29 protein-coding genes are annotated in these 23,799 nt (G+C 70.0%); 6 read left to right on the forward strand and 23 right to left on the reverse strand.

What is annotated here, in order from left to right; translation table 11 throughout:
* Positions 1 to 59 precede the first annotated feature (59 nt).
* From ACFWGJ_RS23675 to ACFWGJ_RS23685, 3 genes are all read right to left on the reverse strand, one after another.
* Positions 60 to 932, reverse strand: coding sequence for an RNA polymerase sigma-70 factor (locus ACFWGJ_RS23675; RefSeq protein ID WP_387327811.1), 873 nt, complete (start codon positions 930 to 932; stop codon positions 60 to 62).
* Complete coding sequence (locus ACFWGJ_RS23680; RefSeq protein ID WP_387327812.1) at positions 929 to 1,567, reverse strand: carboxymuconolactone decarboxylase family protein; 639 nt, start codon at positions 1,565 to 1,567, stop codon at positions 929 to 931. Before ACFWGJ_RS23680 ends, ACFWGJ_RS23675 begins: the two co-directional genes overlap by 4 nt.
* Positions 1,568 to 1,678: 111 nt before the next feature.
* Positions 1,679 to 2,080 carry a hypothetical protein gene (locus ACFWGJ_RS23685; RefSeq protein ID WP_387327814.1) on the reverse strand — a complete coding sequence of 134 codons (402 nt, stop codon included), beginning with the start codon at positions 2,078 to 2,080 and terminating at the stop codon, positions 1,679 to 1,681.
* Positions 2,081 to 2,553: 473 nt separating this feature from the next.
* Here ACFWGJ_RS23685 and ACFWGJ_RS23690 point away from each other — a divergent pair, with 473 nt between their 5' ends.
* Positions 2,554 to 3,471: a nitroreductase/quinone reductase family protein gene (locus tag ACFWGJ_RS23690; protein ID WP_387327816.1), complete on the forward strand. Its 918-nt coding sequence runs from the start codon at positions 2,554 to 2,556 to the stop codon at positions 3,469 to 3,471.
* Positions 3,472 to 3,496: 25 nt separating this feature from the next.
* Here ACFWGJ_RS23690 and ACFWGJ_RS23695 read toward each other — a convergent pair whose 3' ends face one another.
* From ACFWGJ_RS23695 to ACFWGJ_RS23725, 7 genes are all read right to left on the reverse strand, one after another.
* Positions 3,497 to 5,617 (reverse strand): HelD family protein, encoded by a 2,121-nt coding sequence (locus tag ACFWGJ_RS23695; RefSeq protein WP_387327818.1) that lies wholly within the window; start codon positions 5,615 to 5,617, stop codon positions 3,497 to 3,499.
* Positions 5,618 to 5,658: 41 nt separating this feature from the next.
* Positions 5,659 to 6,279, reverse strand: coding sequence for a TetR/AcrR family transcriptional regulator (locus tag ACFWGJ_RS23700; RefSeq protein ID WP_387327863.1), 621 nt, complete (start codon positions 6,277 to 6,279; stop codon positions 5,659 to 5,661).
* Between the two features lie 72 nt (positions 6,280 to 6,351).
* Positions 6,352 to 7,215 carry an HAD family hydrolase gene (locus tag ACFWGJ_RS23705; protein WP_387327819.1) on the reverse strand — a complete coding sequence of 288 codons (864 nt, stop codon included), beginning with the start codon at positions 7,213 to 7,215 and terminating at the stop codon, positions 6,352 to 6,354.
* A 30-nt stretch (positions 7,216 to 7,245) separates the two neighbouring features.
* Positions 7,246 to 8,352, reverse strand: coding sequence for a phosphotransferase family protein (locus ACFWGJ_RS23710; protein WP_387327822.1), 1,107 nt, complete (start codon positions 8,350 to 8,352; stop codon positions 7,246 to 7,248).
* 124 nt (positions 8,353 to 8,476) lie between these two features.
* Positions 8,477 to 9,376, reverse strand: coding sequence for a GntR family transcriptional regulator (locus ACFWGJ_RS23715; protein WP_387327824.1), 900 nt, complete (start codon positions 9,374 to 9,376; stop codon positions 8,477 to 8,479).
* 182 nt (positions 9,377 to 9,558) lie between these two features.
* On the reverse strand, positions 9,559 to 10,317 hold the full coding sequence (locus ACFWGJ_RS23720) for an HAD family hydrolase (RefSeq protein WP_387327826.1): 759 nt from the start codon (positions 10,315 to 10,317) through the stop codon (positions 9,559 to 9,561).
* 69 nt (positions 10,318 to 10,386) lie between these two features.
* Positions 10,387 to 11,265 (reverse strand): GntR family transcriptional regulator, encoded by an 879-nt coding sequence (locus tag ACFWGJ_RS23725; RefSeq protein WP_387327828.1) that lies wholly within the window; start codon positions 11,263 to 11,265, stop codon positions 10,387 to 10,389.
* Between the two features lie 265 nt (positions 11,266 to 11,530).
* Here ACFWGJ_RS23725 and ACFWGJ_RS23730 point away from each other — a divergent pair, with 265 nt between their 5' ends.
* Entirely contained in the window at positions 11,531 to 11,719 is a 189-nt protein-coding gene (locus ACFWGJ_RS23730; protein ID WP_210881204.1) for a hypothetical protein, read from the forward strand.
* A 111-nt stretch (positions 11,720 to 11,830) separates the two neighbouring features.
* Here the strand turns inward: ACFWGJ_RS23730 and ACFWGJ_RS23735 are convergent, their stop codons facing one another.
* A complete protein-coding gene (locus tag ACFWGJ_RS23735) occupies positions 11,831 to 12,682 on the reverse strand; it encodes a winged helix-turn-helix domain-containing protein (protein WP_387327831.1) in 852 nt (283 codons plus the stop codon).
* A 265-nt stretch (positions 12,683 to 12,947) separates the two neighbouring features.
* Between ACFWGJ_RS23735 and ACFWGJ_RS23740 the strand changes: the two genes are divergently transcribed.
* On the forward strand, positions 12,948 to 13,133 hold the full coding sequence (locus ACFWGJ_RS23740; RefSeq protein ID WP_107015269.1) for a hypothetical protein: 186 nt from the start codon (positions 12,948 to 12,950) through the stop codon (positions 13,131 to 13,133).
* A 347-nt stretch (positions 13,134 to 13,480) separates the two neighbouring features.
* Here ACFWGJ_RS23740 and ACFWGJ_RS23745 read toward each other — a convergent pair whose 3' ends face one another.
* The gene (locus tag ACFWGJ_RS23745) at positions 13,481 to 14,023 is read right to left on the reverse strand and encodes an aerial mycelium formation protein (RefSeq protein ID WP_387327833.1); all 543 of its coding nucleotides are present in this window, start codon (positions 14,021 to 14,023) and stop codon (positions 13,481 to 13,483) included.
* A gap of 25 nt (positions 14,024 to 14,048) precedes the next feature.
* Between ACFWGJ_RS23745 and ACFWGJ_RS23750 the strand changes: the two genes are divergently transcribed.
* Together ACFWGJ_RS23750 and dtd are read left to right on the forward strand one after the other, a co-directional pair.
* Positions 14,049 to 14,183: a hypothetical protein gene (locus tag ACFWGJ_RS23750; RefSeq protein ID WP_387327836.1), complete on the forward strand. Its 135-nt coding sequence runs from the start codon at positions 14,049 to 14,051 to the stop codon at positions 14,181 to 14,183.
* A gap of 125 nt (positions 14,184 to 14,308) precedes the next feature.
* Positions 14,309 to 14,734, forward strand: coding sequence for a D-aminoacyl-tRNA deacylase (gene dtd, locus ACFWGJ_RS23755; RefSeq protein ID WP_387327839.1), 426 nt, complete (start codon positions 14,309 to 14,311; stop codon positions 14,732 to 14,734).
* 27 nt (positions 14,735 to 14,761) lie between these two features.
* Here the strand turns inward: dtd and ACFWGJ_RS23760 are convergent, their stop codons facing one another.
* From ACFWGJ_RS23760 to ACFWGJ_RS23785, 6 genes are all read right to left on the reverse strand, one after another.
* Complete coding sequence (locus tag ACFWGJ_RS23760; protein ID WP_387327842.1) at positions 14,762 to 15,748, reverse strand: YgfZ/GcvT domain-containing protein; 987 nt, start codon at positions 15,746 to 15,748, stop codon at positions 14,762 to 14,764.
* Positions 15,749 to 15,782: 34 nt separating this feature from the next.
* Complete coding sequence (locus ACFWGJ_RS23765; RefSeq protein WP_387327845.1) at positions 15,783 to 16,319, reverse strand: Fur family transcriptional regulator; 537 nt, start codon at positions 16,317 to 16,319, stop codon at positions 15,783 to 15,785.
* 16 nt (positions 16,320 to 16,335) lie between these two features.
* Positions 16,336 to 16,911: an FABP family protein gene (locus ACFWGJ_RS23770; RefSeq protein ID WP_107015264.1), complete on the reverse strand. Its 576-nt coding sequence runs from the start codon at positions 16,909 to 16,911 to the stop codon at positions 16,336 to 16,338.
* Between the two features lie 220 nt (positions 16,912 to 17,131).
* Positions 17,132 to 17,989: a hypothetical protein gene (locus tag ACFWGJ_RS23775; protein WP_387327847.1), complete on the reverse strand. Its 858-nt coding sequence runs from the start codon at positions 17,987 to 17,989 to the stop codon at positions 17,132 to 17,134.
* Complete coding sequence (locus tag ACFWGJ_RS23780) at positions 17,986 to 18,846, reverse strand: hypothetical protein (RefSeq protein ID WP_387327849.1); 861 nt, start codon at positions 18,844 to 18,846, stop codon at positions 17,986 to 17,988. The genes ACFWGJ_RS23775 and ACFWGJ_RS23780 overlap by 4 nt, the downstream gene beginning before the upstream one ends.
* 491 nt (positions 18,847 to 19,337) lie before the next feature.
* Positions 19,338 to 20,096 carry a hypothetical protein gene (locus ACFWGJ_RS23785; protein WP_387327852.1) on the reverse strand — a complete coding sequence of 253 codons (759 nt, stop codon included), beginning with the start codon at positions 20,094 to 20,096 and terminating at the stop codon, positions 19,338 to 19,340.
* Between the two features lie 191 nt (positions 20,097 to 20,287).
* Here ACFWGJ_RS23785 and ACFWGJ_RS23790 point away from each other — a divergent pair, with 191 nt between their 5' ends.
* Positions 20,288 to 20,650, forward strand: coding sequence for a DsrE family protein (locus tag ACFWGJ_RS23790; RefSeq protein ID WP_387327855.1), 363 nt, complete (start codon positions 20,288 to 20,290; stop codon positions 20,648 to 20,650).
* A 61-nt stretch (positions 20,651 to 20,711) separates the two neighbouring features.
* On the opposite strand, the gene ACFWGJ_RS23795 is transcribed toward ACFWGJ_RS23790, so the two are convergent.
* From ACFWGJ_RS23795 to ACFWGJ_RS23815, 5 genes are all read right to left on the reverse strand, one after another.
* Entirely contained in the window at positions 20,712 to 20,972 is a 261-nt protein-coding gene (locus ACFWGJ_RS23795) for a DUF3099 domain-containing protein (protein ID WP_387327858.1), read from the reverse strand.
* Positions 20,973 to 21,134: 162 nt separating this feature from the next.
* Positions 21,135 to 21,422, reverse strand: a complete 288-nt coding sequence (locus ACFWGJ_RS23800; protein ID WP_055513194.1) for a DUF1416 domain-containing protein — start codon at positions 21,420 to 21,422, stop codon at positions 21,135 to 21,137.
* Between the two features lie 35 nt (positions 21,423 to 21,457).
* Positions 21,458 to 22,303 carry a sulfurtransferase gene (locus ACFWGJ_RS23805; protein WP_387327859.1) on the reverse strand — a complete coding sequence of 282 codons (846 nt, stop codon included), beginning with the start codon at positions 22,301 to 22,303 and terminating at the stop codon, positions 21,458 to 21,460.
* Positions 22,304 to 22,471: 168 nt separating this feature from the next.
* Entirely contained in the window at positions 22,472 to 22,552 is an 81-nt protein-coding gene (locus tag ACFWGJ_RS23810; RefSeq protein WP_356537092.1) for an Ms5788A family Cys-rich leader peptide, read from the reverse strand.
* A 241-nt stretch (positions 22,553 to 22,793) separates the two neighbouring features.
* Positions 22,794 to 23,552: a DUF2993 domain-containing protein gene (locus ACFWGJ_RS23815; RefSeq protein ID WP_387327862.1), complete on the reverse strand. Its 759-nt coding sequence runs from the start codon at positions 23,550 to 23,552 to the stop codon at positions 22,794 to 22,796.
* Positions 23,553 to 23,799: the final 247 nt, after the last annotated feature.

The raw sequence follows: 23,799 nt of genomic DNA on the forward strand, positions 1-23,799 counted from the left end.
GCGGATTCCCACCGCCCCGCCGGAACACCCACGCCACCCCCCTGCCCGCCCCGCTCCCCCTACCTGGCCAGTTCCGCCGGCTCGTCCAGGCGTGTCAGCTTCTGCGGGTTCCGCACCACGTAGATCCGGGTGACCCGCCCGTCCTCCACGACGAGGCTCACCGCGGCCGACTCGCCGCCGGTGTCGATGCGTACCGCCGGTGCGCCGTTGAGCCACACGGCTGTCGTCTCCGCTACCGCCGCCACCCGGCTCACGCGCGCGAGCAGCACCGACACCGGTTCGACCCCGTGGACCGGGGCCGTCGCGGCGGGCACCAGCCCACCGCCGTCGGCGACCAGCACCACGTCCGGCGCCATGAGCTCCATCAGCTCCCGCAACTGCCCGGTGCGCAGCACCAGCAGGAACCGTTCCACGACGGCCTGCTGCTCCGACGGGCTCACCCGTACCCGCGGGCGCCGGGCGGCCACGTGCTCGCGGGCCCGCCGTGCGACCTGCCGCACCGTGGCCGCCGACTTCCCGATGGCCTCGCCGATCTCGCCGTACGGCATCTCGAAGACCTCGCGGAGCACGAACACCGCCCGTTCCGTGGGCCCGAGCGTCTCCAGGACGGTCAGCATCGCGATCGACACGCTCTCCGCGAGTTCGACGTCCTCGGCGACATCGGGGCTGGTCAGCAAAGGTTCCGGCAGCCACTCCCCCACGTACTCCTCCCGGCTGCGCGACAACGTCCGCAGCCGGTTGAGTCCCTGCCGTGTGACGACCCGCACGAGGTACGCCCTCGGGTCACGTATCTGCGACCGGTCGACGTCGGCCCACCGCAGCCAGGACTCCTGGAGTACGTCCTCGGCGTCGGCCGCCGACCCGAGCATCTCGTAGGCCACCGTGAACAGCAGGGCGCGATGGACGACGAACGGATCGGCGTCGCCGGTCATGCCGTCGACGCCGCGCCGGACTCGGCGGTAAGCGCGTCCGGCCGTGTGTCCGGCCGCGGGTCCGTCATCGCATGCGGTCGCGCGTCCGGCCGTGCGGACAGCGGGATTCCGCACGCGTCGGAGAAGCCCTGCGAGGTGATCCCGTGCGCCGCGTTGTTCCTGGTCGCCAGGTTGGCGAAGGCGACGGACGCGGTGAGTTCGACCAGGGCCGCCTCGCCGAGCCGGTCGAGCAGGCTCGCGTACTGCGCGTCGGTGACGGTCGGCGGGGTCTGGGTCATGGCCTCGGCGTACTCCAGCACCTCACGCTCCAGCGGGGTGAACACCTGCGACTCCCGCCAGCGCGGCACCTGGCTCGCCTTGGTCAGGTCCAAGTCCTTGTGCAGCGCCTGGAAGTAGTTGATGTCGAGGCACCAACCGCAGCCGACCAGCGACGCGACCGCCATGTGCGCGAACGTCTTGAGACCCTCGTCGGCCATGTCCCACTCGTTGACCTTGCCGCCCATCTCCGAGGAGTCCCGGGCGACCTTGGGGTTGTGCGCGGTCACCGCGAAGGGTTCGGGGACCGCGCCGAACTGCCTGATCAGCTCTTCCTCGACCTCGGCGGGGAGTTCCGCCTTCGTGATGCGTAGTGCCATGGTGTCCTGTCCTCCTCGGACGTCTGCCGTTCCGGTCTGGCGTGAAGCGTGAACGGCATGAAGACACCGGCGGGCCCGGGAACGTGACATCGCCCCGGCCCGGGCCGTCGGCTACCAGATGATGATCCCGCCCCCGATGTCCGCAGCCCGCCGGGCCGCGTCCACGATGTTGTCCAGGCTGCGGCTCACGTCGGCGGCGAAGCCCACGTCACCGGCGCGGCTCACGTCGTCGGCGCGGCTCACGTCGTCGGCGGGTTCGGCGATCCTCCCCAGACGCGTACGGACGAGAGCGCACTCGGCGAGGAAGGCGGGCACCTCGTCCGGTGCCACGGTGAGGTCCTCGGTGGCGAGCCTCGGCAGGAACCGCGCGCCCAGCGAACGGACCGGCTCCGACCCCCACACCTCGGTGCGCCAGTCCTCCCGGCCCGCCGCGTCGGAGCATCCGGGCGGAACGTCCAGCACCTCGATGCCGCCCTCCGCGCGGGGCACGTACACATCGACCGACAGACTCATGACAAGGAGTCGACCACGGAGGGGTGCCGGCGGTCCACCGCGCACCGGTCACGGCTCGACAAAAGAGCCTTTGCGACAGCCCTTGTGTGAGCTCTATTTCCTGAACACCATTGCCTGCACGCGTACATTCCCCTAGCATTTCCGTCGTGACTGCCGGGTCGGCCATTGGCCAGAAAACAGTAGGGTTCCCGGCCTCCGAGTGAGGCCCGGGCGAGCCAGAGGGCCGCCCTCCCCCAACGCGCACTCATCCTCCTCGCCGCAGGCGCCCATGCGCCCATGCGCCCACGCACGCCTGCGCATCTGCGCTCCTGCGCTTCTTCGCTTCTTCGCTTCTTCGCTCTGTCGCGCTGCCCTGCGCCCAATTCACCGTGGGTTCCGCCCGTGCACGGCGTGCGCGATAGGCACGATGTGCCATTCACCCCGCGGCGATTCCCCATGCCCTTTTCCGGAATGAATCCAGCAGAGAGAAAAGAATGCCAAACGACTTCAACCAGCAGATCATCGAAGAATTCCGCGCCAACGCCGGGGAGGTCGGCGGCCCCTTCGAGGGTGCCCGGCTGATCCTCCTGACCACCACGGGAGCGCGTTCCGGGGAGCGGCACACCACTCCGGTCGCCTACTACGCCGACGGGGACGGAGACGTGCGCGTCATCGCCTCGGCCGCGGGCGCTCCGAAGCATCCGGACTGGTTCCACAACCTGGTCGCGCATCCGCGGGTCACCGTCGAGAGCGGGGTGTTCACGTACGAGGCCACGGCCGAGGTCCTGGAGGGCGCCGCGCGTGACGAGGCGTTCGCACGGGCGGTCGAGGCCGATCCCGGCTGGGCCGACTACCAGGCCAGGACCAGCAGGGTGATCCCGGTGGTCGTCCTCCACCAGGTCCCGAGCGACGGCCCGCCGAACGTCGGCGCCTCCTCGATGGGCCAGTACGTACAGCTGATCCACGACGCCTTCCGGCGTGAACTCGCGTTGATCCGCAAGGAGATCGGCAACGCGGGTCCCACGCTCGGCGCCCAGCTCCGTATCAACTGCCTGACGTTCTGCCAGGGCCTGCACAACCACCACACCGGCGAGGACATCGCCATGTTCCCCTTCCTGGCCGACAGCCGCCCGGACCTCGCCCCGGTCCTCGACCGGCTGCGCGAAGAGCACGAGCGGATCGCCGAACTGACGGCGGAGTTGAAACAGGTCGTCGGCGCGGATCCGGCGGGCTCGGCGGACCCCGCACACGTACGCGCGGAGGTCGAGCGCCTCACCACCGCACTGGAGGCGCATCTGACGTACGAGGAGGAGCAGTTGATCCCCGTACTCGACGCGCCGGCCGGATCGGCCAGGTCGGCCGGGTCAGCCGGGTCAGCCGGGTCAGCCGGATCGGACGGATCGGCCCACTAGATCAGAGATCAGCACGCGCCACCCCTCACTCGAACGGCAGTGGCCGCGCGTGCACGACGTCCAGCCTGGACACGGCCCGCGTCAGCACGACGTACAACCGGCGCAGCCCCCGCCCGTCCCCCTCCGCGATGGCGGCCGGCTCCACGGCCACGACGTGGTCGTATTCGAGGCCTTTGGCGAGGCCGGCCGCCAACACCGTGACGCGAGCGCCCAGTTGGTCCACCTCGGCAGTCTCGATCCCGGCGGCTCCGAGCGCCTCCCGCACCCGTACGACGTCCGGGTCGGCGGCGACGACCCCGATGGACCCCTCGTACGTGAGTGCGCGGCGGACGCATTCGGCCGTCTCCCGCAGCAGGTCCGAGGGGTCCGTCGGGCGGATCCGCAGCTCGCCGTCCCTGCGCAGGGAGCGCCCCGGGGGCACGCCCACGTCCAGCCGGGCCAGCACGCGGTTCGCCAGTTCGACCACCGCCTCGGGCACCCGGAAGCCGGTGGTCAAAGGCACGACCGACGCCTCGGGCTTCCCCAGGTGCGCGAGGAGTTCGCCCCACTCGCGGGCGGCCCACGGCGTGGTCCCCTGCGCGAGGTCGCCGAGGACCGTGACCGATCCGAAGGCGGCTCTCCGGCCGATCGCCCGGCACTCCATCGGCGACAGGTCCTGGGCCTCGTCGATGACCAAGTGGCGGTAGCCGTCGGGGTGTTCGATCAGGCCCGCGACCTCGTCGAGCAGGACCAGATCGGCCGCGGACCAGCGGGCGGACTTCCACGACCGGGGCGGCCGGGCCCACAGGAGCGCCTTCTGCTCGTCCGCGTCCAGCACCCCGTCCGCCGCGGCGGCCAGCGCGTCCGGATCGCCGAGCAGTTCCGCGACGACCTCCTCGGGCCGCACCCTGGGCCACACCGAGTCGACGTACGCGCCGATGGGCCGCGCCCGGGAGATCTTCTGCAGCCAGGCACTGGACCGGGGCCCGGCCCGCCGTTCGGCCTGCGCCTGTACGTTGCGCACGACCCGGGTCCGTACGCGCTCACGTCCGACGGCGTACGGCGGCTCCTCGGCCCGTACGCCCGCCACGATCCGCGCGAGCGTGCCGGCGGACACCCGCCAGTGGTACGAACCGTCGGCCACGGCGAGATCACCGAGACCCTCGGCCCCCGCCGCCGGGTCCACCGGGGAGCACGGGTGCACCCGGGAGTACAGGGCGCGCCGCAGCACCCGCGCCATGCGGGCGTCGTGCTTGACGACGGCGGTGCCCTCGGCGTCCTCGCCCGCGACCGGATGCCGGCCGATCTCGTCCCCGATCGTGGACTGCCGCACGCCGGTCTCGCCGAGCGCGGGCAGCACCTCCGCGATGTAGGAGAGGAAGGTGGGGTTCGGCCCGAGGATCAGCAGTCCGCCGCGCCGGATGCGCTGCGGATGGGTGTAGAGCAGGTACGCGGCCCGGTGCAGCCCGACGGCCGTCTTGCCGGTGCCGGGCGCGCCCTGCACACAGACGGACACGGCGAGAGTGGCCCGTACGAGGTCGTCCTGATCGGGCTGGATGGTCGCCGCGATGTCGCGCATCGGGCCGACCCGGGGACGCTCGATCTCGCTCGCGAGGATGCGGCTCTCCACGCCGGGGGCCTCCGGTCGGGCATCGTCGAGGTGCTCGTCCTCAAGTCCCGTGAGGTCGGCCGGCTCCCCCGAACTGCCCGGCGCCCAGCCGAACCGCCGCCGTACGCCCACACCCTGTGGAGAACGGGCGCTCGCCTGGTAGAAGGCGCGGGAGACGGGGGCGCGCCAGTCGACGACGAGGGGCGGAGCCGCGGGGTGCTCGCTGATCCGGCGCCGCCCGATGTGATAGCTCTGCCCGGCGTGGTCGCCCGCGGCCCGACCGTCCCTCCCGAAATCCAACCGGCCGAAGAACAGCGGGCCTTGGGGCAGTTCGCGCATCTCCTTCGCGCGGCTCCGGAGGACGTACCCGAGCACTTCGGCGTCGGCGCCCGACGCGGACACGTCCTCTCCGGTGACGACGTGTTCCTGGGCGCCGTCGACCATGGCGGCGAGGGCGGCACGGCAGAGGTCGTGGTAGCCGCGCTCATGGCGGAGGGAGGCGGCGAGGGCGCGATCGGGGTCGGAATCGGGGTCGGAATCGCGGTCGGCTGACGTCATTCGGGCAACAGTACCGGAATAGCGTAACCGAGTTACATTCTTTACTCCATCTCGTACGCCGGGAGTCCCGCGGCCAGCCTCACGAAGGCGGCCTCGGCCTGGACGACGGCATCCCGCCGCACCTCCGCGATGTCCTCGCCGCCGGCGATACGCCGCCAGTTGTCCATCGCGAGGATCCGCTGGACGGCGACTATCTGCCCGGCGGTGAGCCGCGCCTCCAGGTCGCCCCCGAGGGCCGCGGCCAGCGCGGCCTCGGAACGCTCCAGATACTCGTACAGCCGGGCCACGAGCGACGGGGTCCCGTACAGCAGCCGGTGGAAGGCGAGCACCTGGGGATCGCCGTTGACCCCGGTCACGGGGTCGCTCCGCTCGATCCCGGCCAGGAAGTGCAGCCGCAGGGCTTCCGTCGCGGACTGCCCGGGCGGCCGTTCCCCGACCACCCTCGCGGCCTCGGCCTGATGATCGGCGAACCGATGCAGGACGAGGTCCTCCTTTGAGGAGAAGTACCGGAAGAGGGTCGGCTTGGAGATCTCGGCCGCGGCGGCGACCTCCGCGACGGAGACCCGCTCGAACCCCTTCTCCAGGAAGAGCGAGATGGCGATGTCGGAGACGTCCTGGTACATCCGCAGCTTCTTGCGCTCACGCAATCCCATGGCGCCCACGACACCTCTCACACCGGACGCACCACTGGCCTCAGCCGCACCCCACGCACCCGTCTCGCCCATGCCCCGAGCCTACGCAGTTTCCGGACTTGCGCCCTCCCCTTGGACGGAACCGGTCGTGAGGCCGAGGACCCCACCGGCCCGGCGACCGACCGCCTCGCGCTGCGGCTTCCCCACCTGACCCGCCTGCCCTGCCCGCGCTACCTGCGCTGACTGCTGGAGCAAGGGAGCGTACGAGCCGAGTACGGTCTCCGCCCCCGCCTCCCGCAGTCGCCTTCGCTTCTCGGGGTTCCGGCCGAATCCGATGAATCCCACACCCGCTCGCCGGGCCGCCCCGACGTCCGTGCCGGTGTCGCCGATCATCACCGCGTCCTCGGGACGGAGCCTCAGCCCCCGCAGGGCGCGGAACACGACATCGGGGTCGGGCTTCATACGGCCGGGGTCGGCGGTGCGGCCTTCGACGACGGCGAAGTGGCGGAGCAGGTTCTTCCGGCCGAGGTAGGCCTCGGCGGCCAGGGGCGAGTTGTTGGTGACCACGGCCATGCGCGTGCGCCGCCGCGACAGGAGGTCGAGCAGGGTGTCCGCGTCCGGTGTGGGCCATGCCGTCCGCGCGGCCTCCACCTCACCTGCCGCCACCAGCGCTTCGAGCGTCTCCAGCAGACCGGGCACGGCCCGCTTCCGTCCCGCCCGGTGCACCGCCCTCAGCACGACATGCGGGTCCTTGTCCGCGCGTTCCTCCGGCGTCAGTACGTCTCCGGCGCCGAACTCGTCCGTTTTCCGGCGGAGTTGGTCGGCGATCGACCGGGACCGGCCCTCGGGGAACAGCCGGCAGACCGGGCCGTCGAAGTCGAAGAGCACACATCGCGCGTCCGCGAGCAGTCTCCGGGCGGCCCTGGCATCACTGTCCTCGACGAGGCCTTCGATGTCGGCGCCCATACCGCTCTCCTCGCTTCACCGTCGTACCGATCACCGCGTCGCCCCGTCCTCGGCGTGCCACTCCCGCAGCGCCTGGCCCACGTCCCGTATGTCCGGCACTTTCTCCGTGAGGCCCAGCGGTTCCCGGGCCCTGCGCAGGGCCCGGGCCACCCGCTCGGCCGCCTCGGTGAGATCCTGCCCGCCAGGGCGATCGGGCAGGGCAAGCGCCGCGCGCATCACATCGGGGAAGACCGACTGCGCGTACTCGAAGCCGAGATAGACGGGCAGGTCCACGTCCATGCCCTCGGTCATGTCCGCGTGGCCGGCGCGCCGCATGGCGTCCGTCCACATGAGGGTCATCAGGTCCTGTTCCGACTTGTCGTAGTTCATGCGCACGAGGTGGGTGGCCAGGTCGTGCAGCGGGTCCCCGTACAGGGCCAGTTCCCAGTCGATGACCGACAGATGCCCGCCCCCGGGGTCGGACACGACGACCACATTGGCCCGGTGGACGTCCGTGTGCAGCAGGGAGAACGGACGGCCGGTCAGCCTCGGCACCGACCTCATGAAGCGGTCCACCGCGTCCACCGGAACGCCCACCGCGTCGAAGAGCCGACCAAAACGCGGCCGATTGGCCTGATGGACCTCCTCCTCGGCGAACCGGGCCAGCCAGACGAGGAAACCCTGGCTGTCCCCTTCGCCGGGCCAGTCGGCCGGCAGCGGGGGCAGTTCACCCACGGGCACTCCGGCGAGGCGTGCGAAGAACTCCGCGAGTTCCAGCAATCGTGCGCTGCCGAGCCGTTCCGTCGGGTTCTCGTCGGCCAGCGCCCGCCCGTCGAGATAGCCGTGCAGCGACCAGGTGTCGAAGTCGGCCAGACAGCGGGGGACTTCACCCACATGTGCCGCGACCGCCCGCAGCACCTCCGACTCGCGCCGCCAGATCCGCGGTACGACCTCCACGGTGGGCAGGGGCGTACGGAACTTGGCGAGGACCTTCCCGGACTCCGCTCCCAGCAGGAACGCCAGCGGCTGTCGCAGGTGGGCGATGCGGTTGGTGTTGTGGTGGCCGGAAACCACCAGCCCGTCGCGACCACTGCGGCGCGCCTCCGCGAACAGGCGAACCAGTGACTGGCGCGCTCCGCGGGGCTGAGGGGAGGACATGCGCGCAAAGAATAGTGACTGGAGTGACTGCTTTCACCTCGTGTCACCATTTGGACAGCCCTCGATCACTGTCGGTAAAGGGCACGACACCTACTTTTCCGTGGGTACCCCATCCGTCACCTATTCAGGATGCGAAACTTCCAGCCACTGTGTCCCAGTTCGAGCTGAACCATTCCCTCATGCTGGTGAAGAAGACGGAATCGTGCGTTCCCTCGTCCGCCTCCAGGCGGTGGTACGACAGGGTCGCGCCGAGGCCCAGCACATCCAGCGAGTCGATCGCCTCGTCCTTGTCGGGATGACCCTCGCGAGGAACCCTGATCATGCGCGGAAGCACCGCATACGGCCCGAACAGCATGTGCTCGTCATTGATCACATACAGCTTGAACTGGGGTGTCATCGGAAGGTGCCGGATCTCGACCTCGGTCTCCACCCCCAGGCCGGTGAACCCGGCCGTCAGCTCGTCCAACTGGATGCCGTTCTCACGGACCATGGTGCGCCAGCGCTCCCAGATCCGGGTGTCCTCGGCCTTCCGGGCGCGGGGATAGGCGAGCCGTTCCGTCGTCCAGGGCAGGAGCATGCGGATCCGTAGCTTCTCCGGTGCGCTCGCCCCTTCGAAGGCGATCAGTTCGTGCTGGTTCCTGAGGTGCCGCAGCAGCGTCTCGGCGGTGAGCGTGGCGACGTCCAGGGACACTTCGGGCTGCCGGAAGGCCTGTTCGATGAGCGGCTTGAGCGAGGCGGACCCCGGTCGCTGGGACTGCGGGGGATGGGGCCGGGAGTTCGGCACCCTGATCACCCGGGTGCCGCTGCCCCGCCGGGTCTCGATCAGTCCGTCCTCGGTCAGCCGGGCCAGCGCCCGCTGAACGGTGTCCCGGCTGACCCCGAACTCGTCGGCGAGCTGTCGCTGCGGGGGCACCCGGGCCTTCAGCGGATAGGTCCCGTTCTCCAACTGCTCACGGAGCACTCGCTCCACGCGTGCCTGCGTGGACTCCCCGCTTCCGCCGTCCGCCGCTCGTGAAGTATCCACACCCCGAACCTACCGCCCGGCCACGGACAGCACACCACTTTCCCCAATTCGCCCTTCCGGTTGGGCCGGTGATTAGCGATCAGCCAGTCCGGGGACAACCAATGCACTTCCATCAGTCCAATTGGTGGGCTGACCGGTTCGGCGGCGGATGCCGACGAGAGGCGAGGAGGTGGACGGTGGACTTACGGCGCACCCAACGCCGCACCACCCCGCACAGCCCGCAAAACCGTCTCCAGCGAGCGCACGATGCCCCAGCGGGGCACCCCCGCGTCCAGCAGAAGTTGGGCCTTCTCCTCGTTGCGGGCGTAGCCGAGGAAGTGGACGCCCGCGCTGAGGGCCGCGGCGTGGTCCGACGGGGTGTCGCCGATCATCAGGGTGGTGTCCGGCGCGGCCCCGAGCGCGCTCAGCGCACGGTTCAGGGTGTACGGGTGGGGCTTGAGCAGGCTCAGGTCCCGGGTGCGGCCGTAGATGTTGGGCGCGAAGTACCCCACCAGGTAACGGCTCTCCAGATAGGCCCGTACGGCGCGGTCCGAGTTGTTGGTCACGATGGCGAGCCGCGCTCCGACGGATCGCCAGGTGCGGATGAGCGGATCGGCGTACGCCGTCGGCATCGCGCGGGCCACCGCCTTCAGCTCCTGCTGGGTGAGCCATTCCTCCAGTTCGACGACCAGATCGCTGCCGCGGTGGCGGCCGGCGACCTCGCTGAGCACCCAGTGCGGGTCGCGGCTGCTGCGCTCCCCCTCGGTCAGCACCCCGGCCAGCCCGCGGGCGGCCAGCCATTCCTCCTGGTCGGTGGCGATGGACTTCGCGGAGTGGCCCGCGAACAGCCGGCAGATCGGCCCGTCGAAGTCGAAGAGGACACACCTGGCCCGCCCCATCAGCTCATGGAACTTCTCGGCCTCGCCCGCCACCAGCTCGAACTGTTCGGTTTCGAATGTCACTCAGAGAGTGTCGGCTTCACGACGATCGTTTCCCAGAGGGCGTCCGCCGCTTTCTGGCCCTCGGAGGGCTCACGTCAGCGTGAGATCCGTGGTGATGGTGTCCCACAGCCCGTCGAACCACTTCTGCGACTCCTCCACGAACGCGGCGTCGCGCTGGCCCGAGCGGGTCAGGAAGGAGAAGAGGAGGGATTCGGAGCCGAGGGCGTCGTACATCTCCAGGGTCTGGCTCTCGTACGGCTCCTCCCGCCTCGTGAGGACGTAGTAACCGATCAGCGCCTCCTGCCCGTTGAGGAGGTAGAGCTTCACGGGCGGGGTGAACGGCAGCGCGCGGAAGGTGACCCGTACGTCGATGCCGTGCGAGGAGCGCAGGGCGCGGAGGTTGTGCCGCAGGACGTGGCCCTGGGCGTTGCGCATGTCCAGCCAGCGCTGGTGGACCGGGTCGTCGTCGGCGTCGCTGTCGACGGAGACGGGGAACGCGAGGGTGATCTCCCGGGACGGCACCAGGATGCGGACGTCGATCGACTCGGGGCGCAGGGTGCCCTCGTGGATGCGGCGGACCGGATCGCCGATGGCCAGCATCAGGGTCTCCGCCGTGTGGCAGACGACGTCTATCCGCACGTGCTGCGCGGCGAACGCATCCACCAGCCGCGGTGCGAGCGCGACCATCGTCGGCTGCGGTTCGTCCCGGGTGGGGGTGACCTCGGCGATGCGGGGCGGGCTGCCCTTGCTGACGTTGCTGAGGAGGCCGTCGTCCTGGAGCGCGCGCAGGGCCTGGCGGACCGTGCCGCGCTCCACGCCGAACTCCTCGGCGAGTTCTGCCTGGGTGGGCAGGCGGTCGCCTGCGCGCAGGTCGCCCGCGCGGATGCGGTCCCGCAGGATGTCGGCGATCTCCTGCGGCGAGAGCCTTCTGCTGCCGTTCACTGCCACGTTCTCCTGGGTCACGACCAAACGCTACAACTTTGGCCCATCTATCGGGAGTTGTTTGAAACTTGTTTGTGAGTAGGTACCAACTGGGGATAAGTTAAGCATAGTTGGTTGCCAACTTGATGGAGATGGCGGAAGTTCTTCCTCCTCTCGCAAGTAGTTGGCAGCTGGGAAGGCTCTGCGCCTCTCCGGCACCGGAGCACGACCGGCGCACCACCGCTCTCCCTCGCACCACGTCACCATCGCACTTCTCCCGCCCGCCCCCGCAAGACCCGAAGGAGGATCCACCATGCCCGCCATCGCTCTTCTCTCCGCCCTCCTCGTCGTCGGATTCGAGCAGTTCGTGGAATGGCAGTACGGCCCCAGCGGCGCCGTCGGACTGCTGCTGCTCACCGTGGGCCTGAAGATGAAAAGTCCCACCTGCAGCTCGATCGGGGCCGTCGTCCTGGCGCTGATGTTCGCGGGACCCGCCCTATGACCTGCGACAACCGCCCGACCCGTACAACCTGCACGACCCGCATGACCCGCATGACCCGCACGACGAGAGACCGCACGACGAAGAACCGCACCACCGCACCAGTGGGAGATCTCAGCCCGTGAGCACCAGCTCCGAGCTGATGGTCTCCCACAGTGCGTTGAACCACAGATGCGACTGCTCCACGAACGTCGTGGCCCGCAGCCCCTCCCCCTGCTCGAAGGCGAAGAGCATCGACTGGGTCCCCTCGGCGTCGTACGTCTCCAGGTACTCACTGTCGATCTCCGTCCCCCGCCGCGACAGCGTGTAGTACGCGAAGAGCGCCTCCGCCTCGTTGAGCAGGTACAACTTCACCGGCGGAGTGAACGGCAGGGCCCTGAACGTGATGTGTACGTCGATGCCGTGCGTCGCCCGCAACGCCAGCAGGTTGTGCTTCAGGACCTGCCCCTGGGCGTTTCGCTGGGCCAGCCACCGCCGCTGCACCCGCTCCCCGTCCTCCGTCGCGTCCACCGCCGCCGGGAAGGCCAGGTCGATGTCGCGCGACGGCAGGAGTACGCGGACGTCGATCCTGGCCGGTTTTAATCGGCCCTCGTGGATGAGGCGCAGCGGTTCGCCCATCGCGAGCGTCAGGGAGACGGCCGTCAGGCACAGGGCGTCGATCTCCACGTGCGGCGCCGAGAAGGCGGCGGTGATCCGTGAGGCCAGCGCCACCATGGTGGTCTGCGGTGGGGCCGCCGGCCCGGTCAGCGCCTTCTCGACGCTCTCGGCGACGGTCGCCGGGCTCCCCTTGGACACGTTGGACAGCAGGTTCTCCGACTGCAGGATGCGCAGCGCCTGCCGTACGGTCCCGCGCTCGACCGCGAACTCGTCCGCCAGCCTGGCCTGGGTGGGCATGCGTTCTCCCGCCCGCAGCTCACCCGACAGGATCCGGCTGCGCAGCTCGTCGGCCACCTCTCGGTGTGACATCTGTGGCCGTTGTGCCCTTTTCCGCCCGTTGACGGCGACGTGTTCGGGGTCCACGGCCAAACACTACAACTTCGCGCCATCTTTGGGCAGTTACTGTGAAGGTGGTTATGAGACGCATCCAAGTGGCAATAACTTCATTGAAGTTGGTCACCAACTTGAGCAACATGGTCAGGCTTCCGGGGGGTTGGCCACCAGAGTCGCATCAGGCGATCAGGTGGATCGGTCCCAGCGGGGGTCCGCCTCCCCGTCCCGAAGGAGGGACCGCATGCCGCTCATCGCCATCGTCGTCGCCGCCCTCGCCATCGGCCTGGAGCAGCTGCTCCAGGTGAAGTACGGAGTGATGGGCGTCATCGCCTTCGTCGCCCTCGCCATCGGCATCAAGGCCAAGAACTCAATGATCGGCGGCATCGGGGCCGTGATCCTCGTGATGCTGCTCGCCCAGTCCGGCTGACCGGGCCTCACCGCCCGGCAGTCCGGCCGACCGGGTTCCCTTCCGGAGGGGAGCCGGGAGCCCGGTCGGCCCGCACCACCGCGGACAGCTCCACCGCCCGCGGAAGCACGGCAGAACAACCGCACCACCGCACAACAACTGAATCGCTACGGATGAACAGCACGAACGCAGCAGAACGCCGAGTACCGGATCGGAGGCCGGAGCAGGGAAGGCAGTCAGAAGATGTCCGGGCACCACGGTCGCCCGGACGTACGCAGCAGGGCGTCGGCAACCAGGCCGGCGCCCGCTCGTTCTTTCCGGCCCGGCCCCGTCACGCACACCTCGCGCGCGCCCACCTACTCCGCCCGCTACATGAGCAGGTCGTCGACCTGGGCCTCACCCTCGCGGTATCTGCGGGCGATCTCCGCGCTGCAGTCGTCGGCCGTGCGCTGCAGCTGCTGCCGCCGCCGTGAGACCTGCTGCTCGTACCGCACGAGCCGTCCCATCGCGGTGTTCAGCTCCAGATCCGTACGCGCCTCCAGGTCGGACAGCTCGACCTCGGAGAGCATCTCGGCGGCCAGCAGCCGGTACTCCTCGCTGTACGGCGTCCCCACGGTCACGTGCCGCGCCGACGAGCGGTGCCGGGCCGGCCCGTCCGTCAGGATCTCCGACAGCCGCGCGACGACCGACGCCTCCCCGACGGCCGGCGCCCCCCGGCCGTCGTCCCGGCCCTCTCCGGGGGATTCCGTACGCCGTCCCACCTCGGCCCGCAGGATGTCGATCCGCCCCTGCAGCAGCCGCCGTACGTAACTCAGGTCGGCCTCGTCCCGCTGCGCGTCCCTGCGCAGGCCGCGCAGTTCGGGCAGGAGCAGGACCCCCAGTTCGGGTACGGCGGGCGCGGATTCCGGCATCAAACTGTCCGTTCGCTGACGCTGAGTGGGCGGACGCACCGCCTGGACCGACGTCGGCGACCCCGGCGGCTCCCCCCGGATCAGCGAGACGAACCCGGGTGACTGCCCCGTACTCGGTGTGCTCATGTGCCTCAACCGTCCCCTCGACCGGCGCGTGTGAGCATCGTGCCACCCCAAGTGGCCGCTATGTGACCGAGTGCCCCCGATCGGCCCCAGATGGACTGTTAAGGATCAATAAGAAACACCCCGTACGGGCGTCGGCCGGGCGCACGGCATGATGGACCCATGCGTGCGGTGGTGCAGAGGGTGGACGGCGCGAGCGTCGTCGTGGACGGTGAGACGGTCGGGGAGATCGACGGCGAGGGCCTGTGCGTCCTCGTCGGGGTGACCCACGAGGACACGAAGGAGAAGGCGGCCCAACTGGCCCGCAAACTCTGGTCCGTACGGATGCTGGCCGACGAGAAGTCGTGCTCCGACATCGACGCGCCGCTGCTCGTCATCAGCCAGTTCACCCTCTACGGGGACGCCCGCAAGGGCCGGCGTCCCACCTGGAACGCGGCGGCCCCCGGCGATGTGGCCGAGCCCCTCGTGGAGGAGGTCGTGGCCCAACTCCGTTCGCTGGGCGCGACGGTGGCCACGGGCAGGTTCGGCGCGAAGATGCGCGTCTCGCTGACGAACGACGGCCCGTTCACGGTACTCATCGACATGTGAGGCCCCACCGGCCCGTGGCCCCGGGGCCTACGGCTCGACCACGACCTCCTGGGCGGCGGCCGTCGAGTCCGCGGTCAGCGGGGCATCGAGGGGAACGTTCCGCTTGACCAGCGCCAGGGCGATCGGGCCCAGCTCGTGATGGCGTACGGACGTCGTGATGAAACCGATCTTGCGGCCCTCCGCGCCCTCGTCCGCGAGACGCAGCTCCGTGCCGTGCGGCGGCAGATGCACCTCGCTGCCGTCCAGGTGGAGGAAGACGAGCCTGCGCGGCGGCTTGCCCAGGTTCTGGACGCGGGCGACGGTCTCCTGGCCGCGGTAGCAGCCCTTCTGCAGATGCACCGCGCTGCCGATCCAGCCCAGCTCGTGCGGGATGGTGCGGTGGTCGGTCTCGAAACCGAGCCGCGGCCGGTGCTGCTCGACGCGCAGGGCCTCGTAGGCGAGCAGCCCGACGGCGGGCCCGTGCTTGACGCCGTCCGCGCCCGCGCCCCCGGCGAACGACTCCAGATCCGCGCGCGGCAGGAACAGATCCCGCCCGTACGAGGTCTCGCGTACGACGGCGCCCTCGGGGACCTCGGCGATGGAGCCGGCGGGCAGATGGACGACCGCGAGATCGCCGGTGCGGTCGGCGACCTCGACCCGGTAGAAGAACTTCATCGACTCCAGGTACGCGATCAGCGCGTCCTGCGTGCCGGGCTCGACGTGCGCCCAGGTCGTCGTGCCGTCGTCGACGAGATACAGCGCGTGCTCGACATGGCCGTTCGCGGAGAGGATCAGCGCCTCGGTGGCCTGGCCCGCCGGGAGATCGCTGACGTGCTGGGTGAGCAGCAGATGCAGCCAGCTCAGCCGGTCCGAACCGGTGACGGCGACCACCCCACGGTGCGAGAGGTCCACGAAACCGGTGCCGTCGGCGAGGGCACGCTGCTCGCGGAACAGGTCGCCGTAATGGGCGGCTACGCCTTCGTCCACTCCCTCGGCGGGGACGGCACCGGGCAGGGACAGCAGAGGGCTCTTCATATCCACACAGCCTACGACCGCGTGGTGCCCTTATTTATTTCCCGGCGGTCCCGGCGGCCCCGGTACCGGTACCGGCGCCCGTGTCCGCGTCGGCGCCCGTGCCGGGCTTCGCCGCGCACTCCTCGCAGCGGCCGAAGATCGCGAAGTGCTTCATGTCGGTGACGAAGCCGAAGGTCTCGCGCAGTTTGGCCGTGAAGTCGGCGGCCACCTCGACGTCCGCCTCGATGACGTTCGTGCAGTCGCGGCAGACCAGATGGATGTGATGGTGCCGGTCCGCGAGGTGGTACGTGGGCGCACCGTGCCCCAGATGCGCGTGCGAGACCAGCTTGAGCTCCTCCAGGAGCTCAAGGGTGCGGTACACCGTGGAGATGTTGACCCCCGACGCCGTCTTCCGGACCTCGACGAGGATGTCGTCGGGAGTCGCGTGCTCCAGGGTGTCCACCGCTTCGAGCACGAGCTGCCGCTGGGGCGTGAGCCGATAGCCGCGCTGCCGCAGATCGCTCTTCCAGTCGGCGCCCGCACCCGTCGTGTCCGCGCCCGTGCCTTCGGTGCTGCTTCCAGTGCTCACCACACGGGGAAGTCTAGGACTACTTGAAGAAGGCGATGCCGTCGTCCGGCATGTCGTCCGGGAGGGCCTTCGCCCAGCGCTCCACGTCGTCGGGGCTGACGACCTTCTTGAGCTGCGCCGACATGTAGGGGCGCAGCGGGACCTCGGGGGTCTGCTTCTCGCCGACCCACATGAGGTCGCTCTTCACGTAGCCGTACAGACGCTTGCCGCCGTTGTACGGGCCCGAGGCGGCCGTGCGCGCCACCGCGTCCGTGACCAGGTCGATCTGCGGCTTCTTGGCGGCCAGGTCGCCGTACCAGATCTCCACCACACCGTCGTCGCGGACCATCACGACCTCGACCTTGCGGTCCTTGTCGATGCGCCAGAAGCCCGACTCGGACTCCAGCGGGCGCACCTTGTTGCCCTCGGAGTCGAGGACCCAGGTGTGCGAGTGGTATTCGAGGAAGTCCCGGCCGTCGTGGGTGAAACTGACCTCCTGGCCGAAGTTGCACTTCTCGGCGCCGGGGAAGTCGTGAACGCCCGCGCCGGTCCACTCACCGAGCAGGAAGACGAGGGGGACGAGGTCCTTGTGCAGGTCGGACGGGATCTCGATCATGAGGTCGGCAGTTCCTTGATGGGGGTCAGCGCTGGCCCTGGTACAGCTTCTTCACGGCGAGCCCGGTGAAGGCGAGAACGCCGACACAGACCAGGATCAGCAGGACTTCGAAGAAGTACTCAAGCACGGGGTGCTCCTCGGGTGACGCGGTGGTGGGCAGTACAGAGCCGGTCCCCACTCTAGACGGGCGGGGGCCGGCTCTCTCTCCGAGGGCCGCCGGTCAGCCCAGCAGCTGGCTCTGCAGGACCACCGTCTGCTGGAACGGGACCTTCTTCGCGGTGCCCTCGCGGGACTGCACGATCACGGCGAGGGTGTCGTCCGCCCCGAGATACGCCTGCCGTACGTGCTCGGCGCCGTAGGGCTTCGCCTCGTCGGCGATGACACGTTCGACGCCCTCGACCTCGGAGACCATCGGGAACCCGTCGTCGTCACCGGACATCTCCGGGCTCCCGCGCAACGCGTAGCGCAGCGAGTCGTACGAGATGAGCTTGCCGGCGAGCAGTTCGTCCACGACGACCGCCGTGGAGAACTGCAGCAGGTAGATCCGGGTGCGCGTGCCGTCGGGCGTGGTCCAGCCGCGTGCGGCGATGTGCCGCAGGCCGTTGTCGGTGAGCAGCTGTCCGAAGGGCTCCCGGTCGTCCTTGGCGTACTCCGCCAGGAAGGTCTTCGCCGGGAGCCAGCCGTCCGTGCCGCGCAGCGCCGGGTCGGCCTTCGCGCCCTTCGGGGCCGGGAGTACGAGTTCGCGCAGGTCGGCGTAGTGGACACCGGCCCTGTTCGACCGGTCGGAGGGGCCCGGGCTGCCCGCGGGCAGGGGCGGCCGGGTGATCTCCGGGTAGTCCCAGCGCCCGTCCGACGCGGTCGCCAGGCCGGGTACGTCGGTGCGGTCCAGCCGGGTGACGCCGTACGCGGCTGCCGTACCGATCGCGGCGAAGACCACCACGGCGGCCGTCCAGCGCAGGGCGGCGCGCAGCACACGACGGTCCTTCTTCACCTTCGTCTGCGCCTGCGCCTCGGGCGGCGTGGGCGGCGCTTCGGGCAGAGGCGGCGCGGAAGCCTGGTGGTCGATCAGCTCGGTCATACCGCTTCCCCCGGCTCGGCGATGCGGTCGAGCTGCTCGCGCAGGAACACCGCGACCCCCTTGGTGTCCAGTGGCTTGGCCCCGTACGCGCTGATGCTGACCATCACGTCGCCCTTGTAGGCGGAGCAGACCATCAGGTCGAGCTTCTGGTCGGCGTCCTTCGGCGGCAGGAAGCACTGGGCGTTCTTGTGGCCCTCGATCTTCGGGCCCTTGCGGAAGATCTCCAGGGCATTGAGGAACTCGCTCTGGAAGGTGGTGATGTCGCGCACGGTGTTCCTGTCCATCCGGGACAGCACGACATCGACCGTGAAGACCTTGTTGCCGTCGTAATCGAGGGTGTCGGCCGGGCTGGTGTAGCTGCGCATCGCCATGCCCTGGATGTGCTGCTTGTCGATCTCCTTCTCCAGGCGCAGCCGCTGGGAGCGGGGCAGGTCGCGGATCGACTCCTTGCGCAGGTCGGTGGCCTGCCGGCCGCTGAACTCGGAGTCCGAGCCGAACTCGTCGATGTCGGGGCCCGGGGTGAAGCCGTCGGAGGCCGGGCCGGTCGCGTAGGGCACGAGCAGACCGGCGAGGCCGGTCGGCTCGTCGTCCGCCAACGCCTCCGCCGGCTTCTTCGGAAAACGCCACACCGGGGCGCCCGCGTCACGATCCGCGCCGTCGACGGTCACGACGGTGAACCCGACACCGCCGACGACGACGGCGAGCAGCGCACCGGCCGCGACACCGGCGACGACCCGCCCACGCCGCATGCGCCGCCGGGGCGACACGGCCGCCTCGTCGGCCGGGCCACCGGCCCCGGCCGCGACGTCCGCCCCGGCTCCGGAGCGAGGCTCGGCCCCGCCCACGGCCGCGGGCATGGGCCCGGCCGCGGGCAAGGGGGCGGGGGCGGGCACCGGCACCGGCTCGGATGCAGGTGCGGCTGCGGGCGCGGGTCCGGTCCCGGGCACGGCTTCCGCCCCGGAATCGGCCACGGTGCCGGGGGCGGCTGCGGCTGCGGCTGCGGGCGAAGGCTCGGACGCGGCTTCAGCCCCAGCCTCAGGAGCGGGCTCGGGAGCAGAGGCAGCACCGGCCTCAGGAGCGGGCTCGGGCGCAGCTTCACTCCCAGCCTCAGGAGCGGGCTCGGGAGCGGCCTCTGCACCGGCCTCAGGGGCGGGCTCGGGTGCAGCCTCTGCACCGGCCTCGGGGACAGGCTCGGGGGCGGCTTCAGGCCGACCCTCGGGCCTGGCCTCGGACCTGGCCTCGGATCCGGCCTCGGGCCTGAGCTCGGGCCCGGCCTCGGACCCGGCCTCGGGACTGGGCTCGGGCTCAGGCGTCGGCTTCGTGGCTGCGGGGTCGGCGGGGATGTCGTTCACAGGCGCTCCATCTGCCGCTCGGCCAGATCCATGATCGTCTTCTTGGGGATCGGCTTCGTGTCGTAGATCCAGATCTCCATGGCGATGTCGCCGCGCCAGGCGTGTGCCTGGGCCGAGTACAGCGGCTGGTAGCCCGCCCTCTGCTGGGGCTCGTCATGGACGTACGCCATGCCGTCCCCCGTGCCGGGAATGGACCAGCTGTGGTTGGCGCCCAGATCGTCGGCCCAGTAGTACCCGCTCTCGGCGTAGCCGGCCGCGGCGGCCTGCTCCTCCTGGCGGTACTGCACCAGCCGGACCTCGACGTCGCGCGTACCGCTCTCGCCCCACGTGATGACGGCCGCCCGCCGGAACTCGTCGCCGACGAGATCGCGGAAGGCCCCGTCGGGCTCGGTGTACCAGCTCGCGTACTCGGCGAGCGACATCCATTCGCCCTCGTCGTCGGTGGCGTAGGCGCCCTCCCCGGCCCCCTTCGGCCGCTCGACCAGCAGCTTGCGCAGGTCGCCCTCGACCTTGACCTGGCGGTCCTGCGCGGCCGACAGCGGCTCGGGACCCTTGCCCTTCGCCTGCGCGAGGACCGGCTGGGAGAGCGACGGCAGTCTGGTGGGCTCGCGGTCGGCCTGGATCAGGTATCCGGCGCAGGTGCCGGCGAGTGTCCCGAGCACGGCGGCCGCGGCGATCAGGAGCGTCGTGCGTCCGCGCCGGCGCACGCGCGCGGCCACGGGAGCCGCCGCGGGAGCCACCGCGGGATCCGCCACGGAAGCAGGCTCCGTTACGGAAGGTGTCGCAGTGACTTCGGGTACTTCAAGCACCTCAGGTGCTTCGGGTCTTTCAGGTACGTCCAAGACGTCGTCCCCCACAGAACGCGAAACGCGGATTCCGTATCCGCGCGCACAGGAGACCCATGGCCCATGCTTTGGGTTGCAGGGGAGTTGATTACGATTCGGCCATGGCGAAGAAGCTCGTGATCAAGGTGACGGCAGGGGCCGACGCCCCCGAACGCTGCTCGCAGGCCTTCACGGTGGCGGCGATCGCCGTGGCCAGCGGAGTGGACGTCTCGCTCTGGCTCACCGGGGAGTCCGCGTGGTTCGCGCTGCCCGGCCGCGCCGCCGAGTTCGAGCTCCCGCACGCCGCCCCGCTGCCCGACCTGATCGACTCGATCGTGGCCGGCGGCCGTCTCACCCTCTGCACGCAGTGCGCGGCCCGCCGGGACATCTCGGAGAAGGACGTCATCGACGGCGTACGGATCGCGGGCGCGCAGGTCTTCGTGCAGGAGGCGCTGGCGGACGACACCCAGGCGCTCGTCTACTGAGAGCCCTGCCTTCGCCGAGGCCGGGCCGTGTCGGGCCGTTTCGGACCGTGTCGGGCGGGGCCTACCGCCGGCGTTTCTTGCCGTCCAGCTCGTCCCACCACTCGTCGGACTCGTGGTCGCCCGACGGGTCGTCCCACCAGCGGTCGTCGGGGCCCCGCCGGTTGGCCGTCATCGCGGCGAGCGGCGGGATCACCATCGCCACGACGCACATGCCGACGGCCACGGGGACCGACCAGAGCCGGACGACTCCCCAGGCCAGGACGAACAGCCCGACGCACGTCCCCATCATGGCGAAGTAGACGTGCCGCCTTCGCGCGTACATACGTCCAGCGTAGACCTGGAGTGGACGAGCGGGACAAGCCGAAGGGCCACACCCCGTACCGGAAAGCGTCCAACCCCCGGGGGTGCGGCCCTTCGGCCGTTCATACGGTGCGGACCGCCCGATGGTTCAGACGGTTCGGACGGGCCAGGTGAGCCGGGTGGCTCAGACGGCGATGGCGACCTCGGCCAGGCCGCCCGTCTGGGCGACGACCGTACGGTCGGCCGTGCCGCCCGGAACGAGGGCGCGAACGGTCCAGGTGCCCTCGGCCGCGTAGAACCGGAACTGTCCGGTCGCCGAGGTCGGGACCTCGGCGGTGAACTCGCCCGTCGAGTCCAGCAGGCGGACATAGCCCACCACGGGCTCGCCGTCCTTGGTCACGTGACCCTGGATGGTGGTCTCACCGGGCTTGATCGTCGAGGCGTCGGGGCCGCCGGCCTTCGCTCCACACATGTTTCGTTTCCGTCCTTGAGTCCTGGCCGTGAGGGTTACTTGTTGGCGCCGAGCTCGATCGGCACACCGACGAGGGAGCCGTACTCGGTCCACGAGCCGTCGTAGTTCTTGACGTTCTCGACGCCGAGCAGCTCGTGCAGCACGAACCAGGTGAGCGCGGAACGCTCACCGATGCGGCACAGGGCGATGGTGTCCTTGGACAGGTCGACCTGCTCGTCCTCGTAGAGGGCCTTGAGCTCGTCGTCCGACTTGAAGGTGCCGTCGTCGTTGGCGTTCTTCGACCACGGGATGTTGCGCGAGGACGGCACGTGGCCGGGGCGCTGCGACTGCTCCTGCGGCAGGTGCGCGGGGGCGAGCAGCTTGCCGGAGAACTCGTCGGGCGAGCGGACGTCGACGATGTTCTGCTGGCCGATCGCGGCGACGACGTCGTCACGGAAGGCGCGGATCGCCTTGTTCTGCGGCTTGGCCTTGTAGTCGGTGGTGGCGCGCTCGGGGACCTGCGAGCCGTCGACCAGGTCGCGGGAGTCGAGCTCCCACTTCTTGCGGCCGCCGTCGAGGAGCTTCACGTTCTCGTGGCCGTACAGCTTGAAGTACCAGTAGGCGTAGGAAGCGAACCAGTTGTTGTTGCCGCCGTAGAGGACGACCAGGGTGTCGTTCGCGATGCCCTTGCCGGACAGGAGCTTCTCGAAGCCCTCCTGGTCGACGAAGTCACGGCGGACCGGGTCCTGGAGGTCCTTGGTCCAGTCGATCCGGATGGCGTTCCTGATGTGGTTCTTCTCGTACGCGGACGTGTCCTCGTCGACCTCGACGACGGCCACGTTCGGGTCGTCCAGGTGCTCCTGGACCCAGTCGGCGTCTACCAGGACGTCACTGCGGCTCATGCTCGTTCTCCTCCGGGGCAGTTACGGCGGGGCTGTGCGTCAGTGAGGGGTGCGCCTGCGGTACGCGCTCGGGGTGGGACCGCTCGGGCGGGTGTACGCGGCGCGGGGGCGGCCCCGACGGAAAGGGTCGAGGGGCGGCCCGGCTCGCGGAAGGACGATTGCTTCCGCTCAGAAGGTGCGACAGAGCATGGCGGCGACGCGGCACAGGTCCACTGCCCGCCGCTTCGTGAGGTCCGCCTGTTGCGTCATGCCGTCGATCGTAGGGACGGAAAGCCGGACATGTCACCGGCGTGTCGCATGCTGAGACGCGATCGTCCGCAATGTGGGATGCGAGGGGCGCGCGGCCCGCCCGCGCACGCCCTCTGGCCCTGCACGGCCTACGAGGCCCGTGTCCCGCCGTCCGGGGATCTACTGTGCGGACGGGTCCGTCTCGCCTTTCGGACGGGGGCGGCGCTTTCCACGACCCGGGTGCGGCGACCGCCCTGCCCTCCTACCCGACGAGGCTGACGTCCGAACCCTTCACGTCGATGTCGACGCCCTTGGGGGCCGCCTCGACCTTGTCGAGCTTGATGCCGCCCGGCAGGCCGTCGATCTTCTGCTGGAAGTCGGTGATCAGGCGGACCTTGTCCTCGGCGAGCTGCACACCCAGGTTGGGCAGGGAGTCCGCGTTCACCACGACGTTGTCGCCCTTGACGCTGACCGAGCTGAGCACCGAGACCGGGCGCGGCAGCTTCGTGCCGAGCACGGTGGCCTCCACCTCGACCTTGATCTTGCCGTTGCCGCCGTCCGAGAGACCGACCACCTGGGCGGTGACGCCGGTCGCGACGTCCACGGGCTCGGCCTTGGCCGCCTTGAGGAGTTCCGCGTACGAGATCGTGGCCGTGCCCGTGGCGCTGGCCGCCTTCGCGGAGCTGTAGTCGCCGGAGAACGCGACGCCGCGCATCTGGGCGGTGAGGTTGTCGATGCGGATCTTGGCGGGGACGTCGGCGTCCGTGCCGTTCGTCGCGCCGCTCGTGTCCGCCTCGTAGTCCTTGATGCCGACCTGCACCTCGTCGAGTTCGCCGCCGACGACCTGGGTGAGGAAGGGGAAGCCCTTGATCGAGACGTCCGGGGTGCTGGACAGGCCCTCGTTGGTCTTCAGGCGGTCCGCCGCCTCGTCCTCGGCGAAGCCGACGGCTACGCGGTCGGCGATGACGAAGAGGCCGCCCAGGACGATGGTCACGATCAGAAGTATTCGCAGTGCTCGCATTGTCTCCGTGTTCCCCCACCTCGGCGGTCTTCTGTGCGCGAGGGTAACCCCGTGGGGTGGCCTGCCGGCCGGGGGACGGCTCTGTTGTCGATCACCTGTGACAGGGGGTGGGCGTGACCAGGGGTTTTCTTCGCCCCCGCCGCCCCTACCCATTCCCGTCAACGACTCGGGGGCCAGCCCCCGAACCCCCGCTCCTCAAACGCCGGAGAGGCTAACTACTAGCCCGTCCGGCGTTTGAGGACGAGCG

This window comes from Streptomyces sp. NPDC060205, assembly GCF_042728395.1.
Lineage (GTDB): Bacteria > Actinomycetota > Actinomycetes > Streptomycetales > Streptomycetaceae > Streptomyces.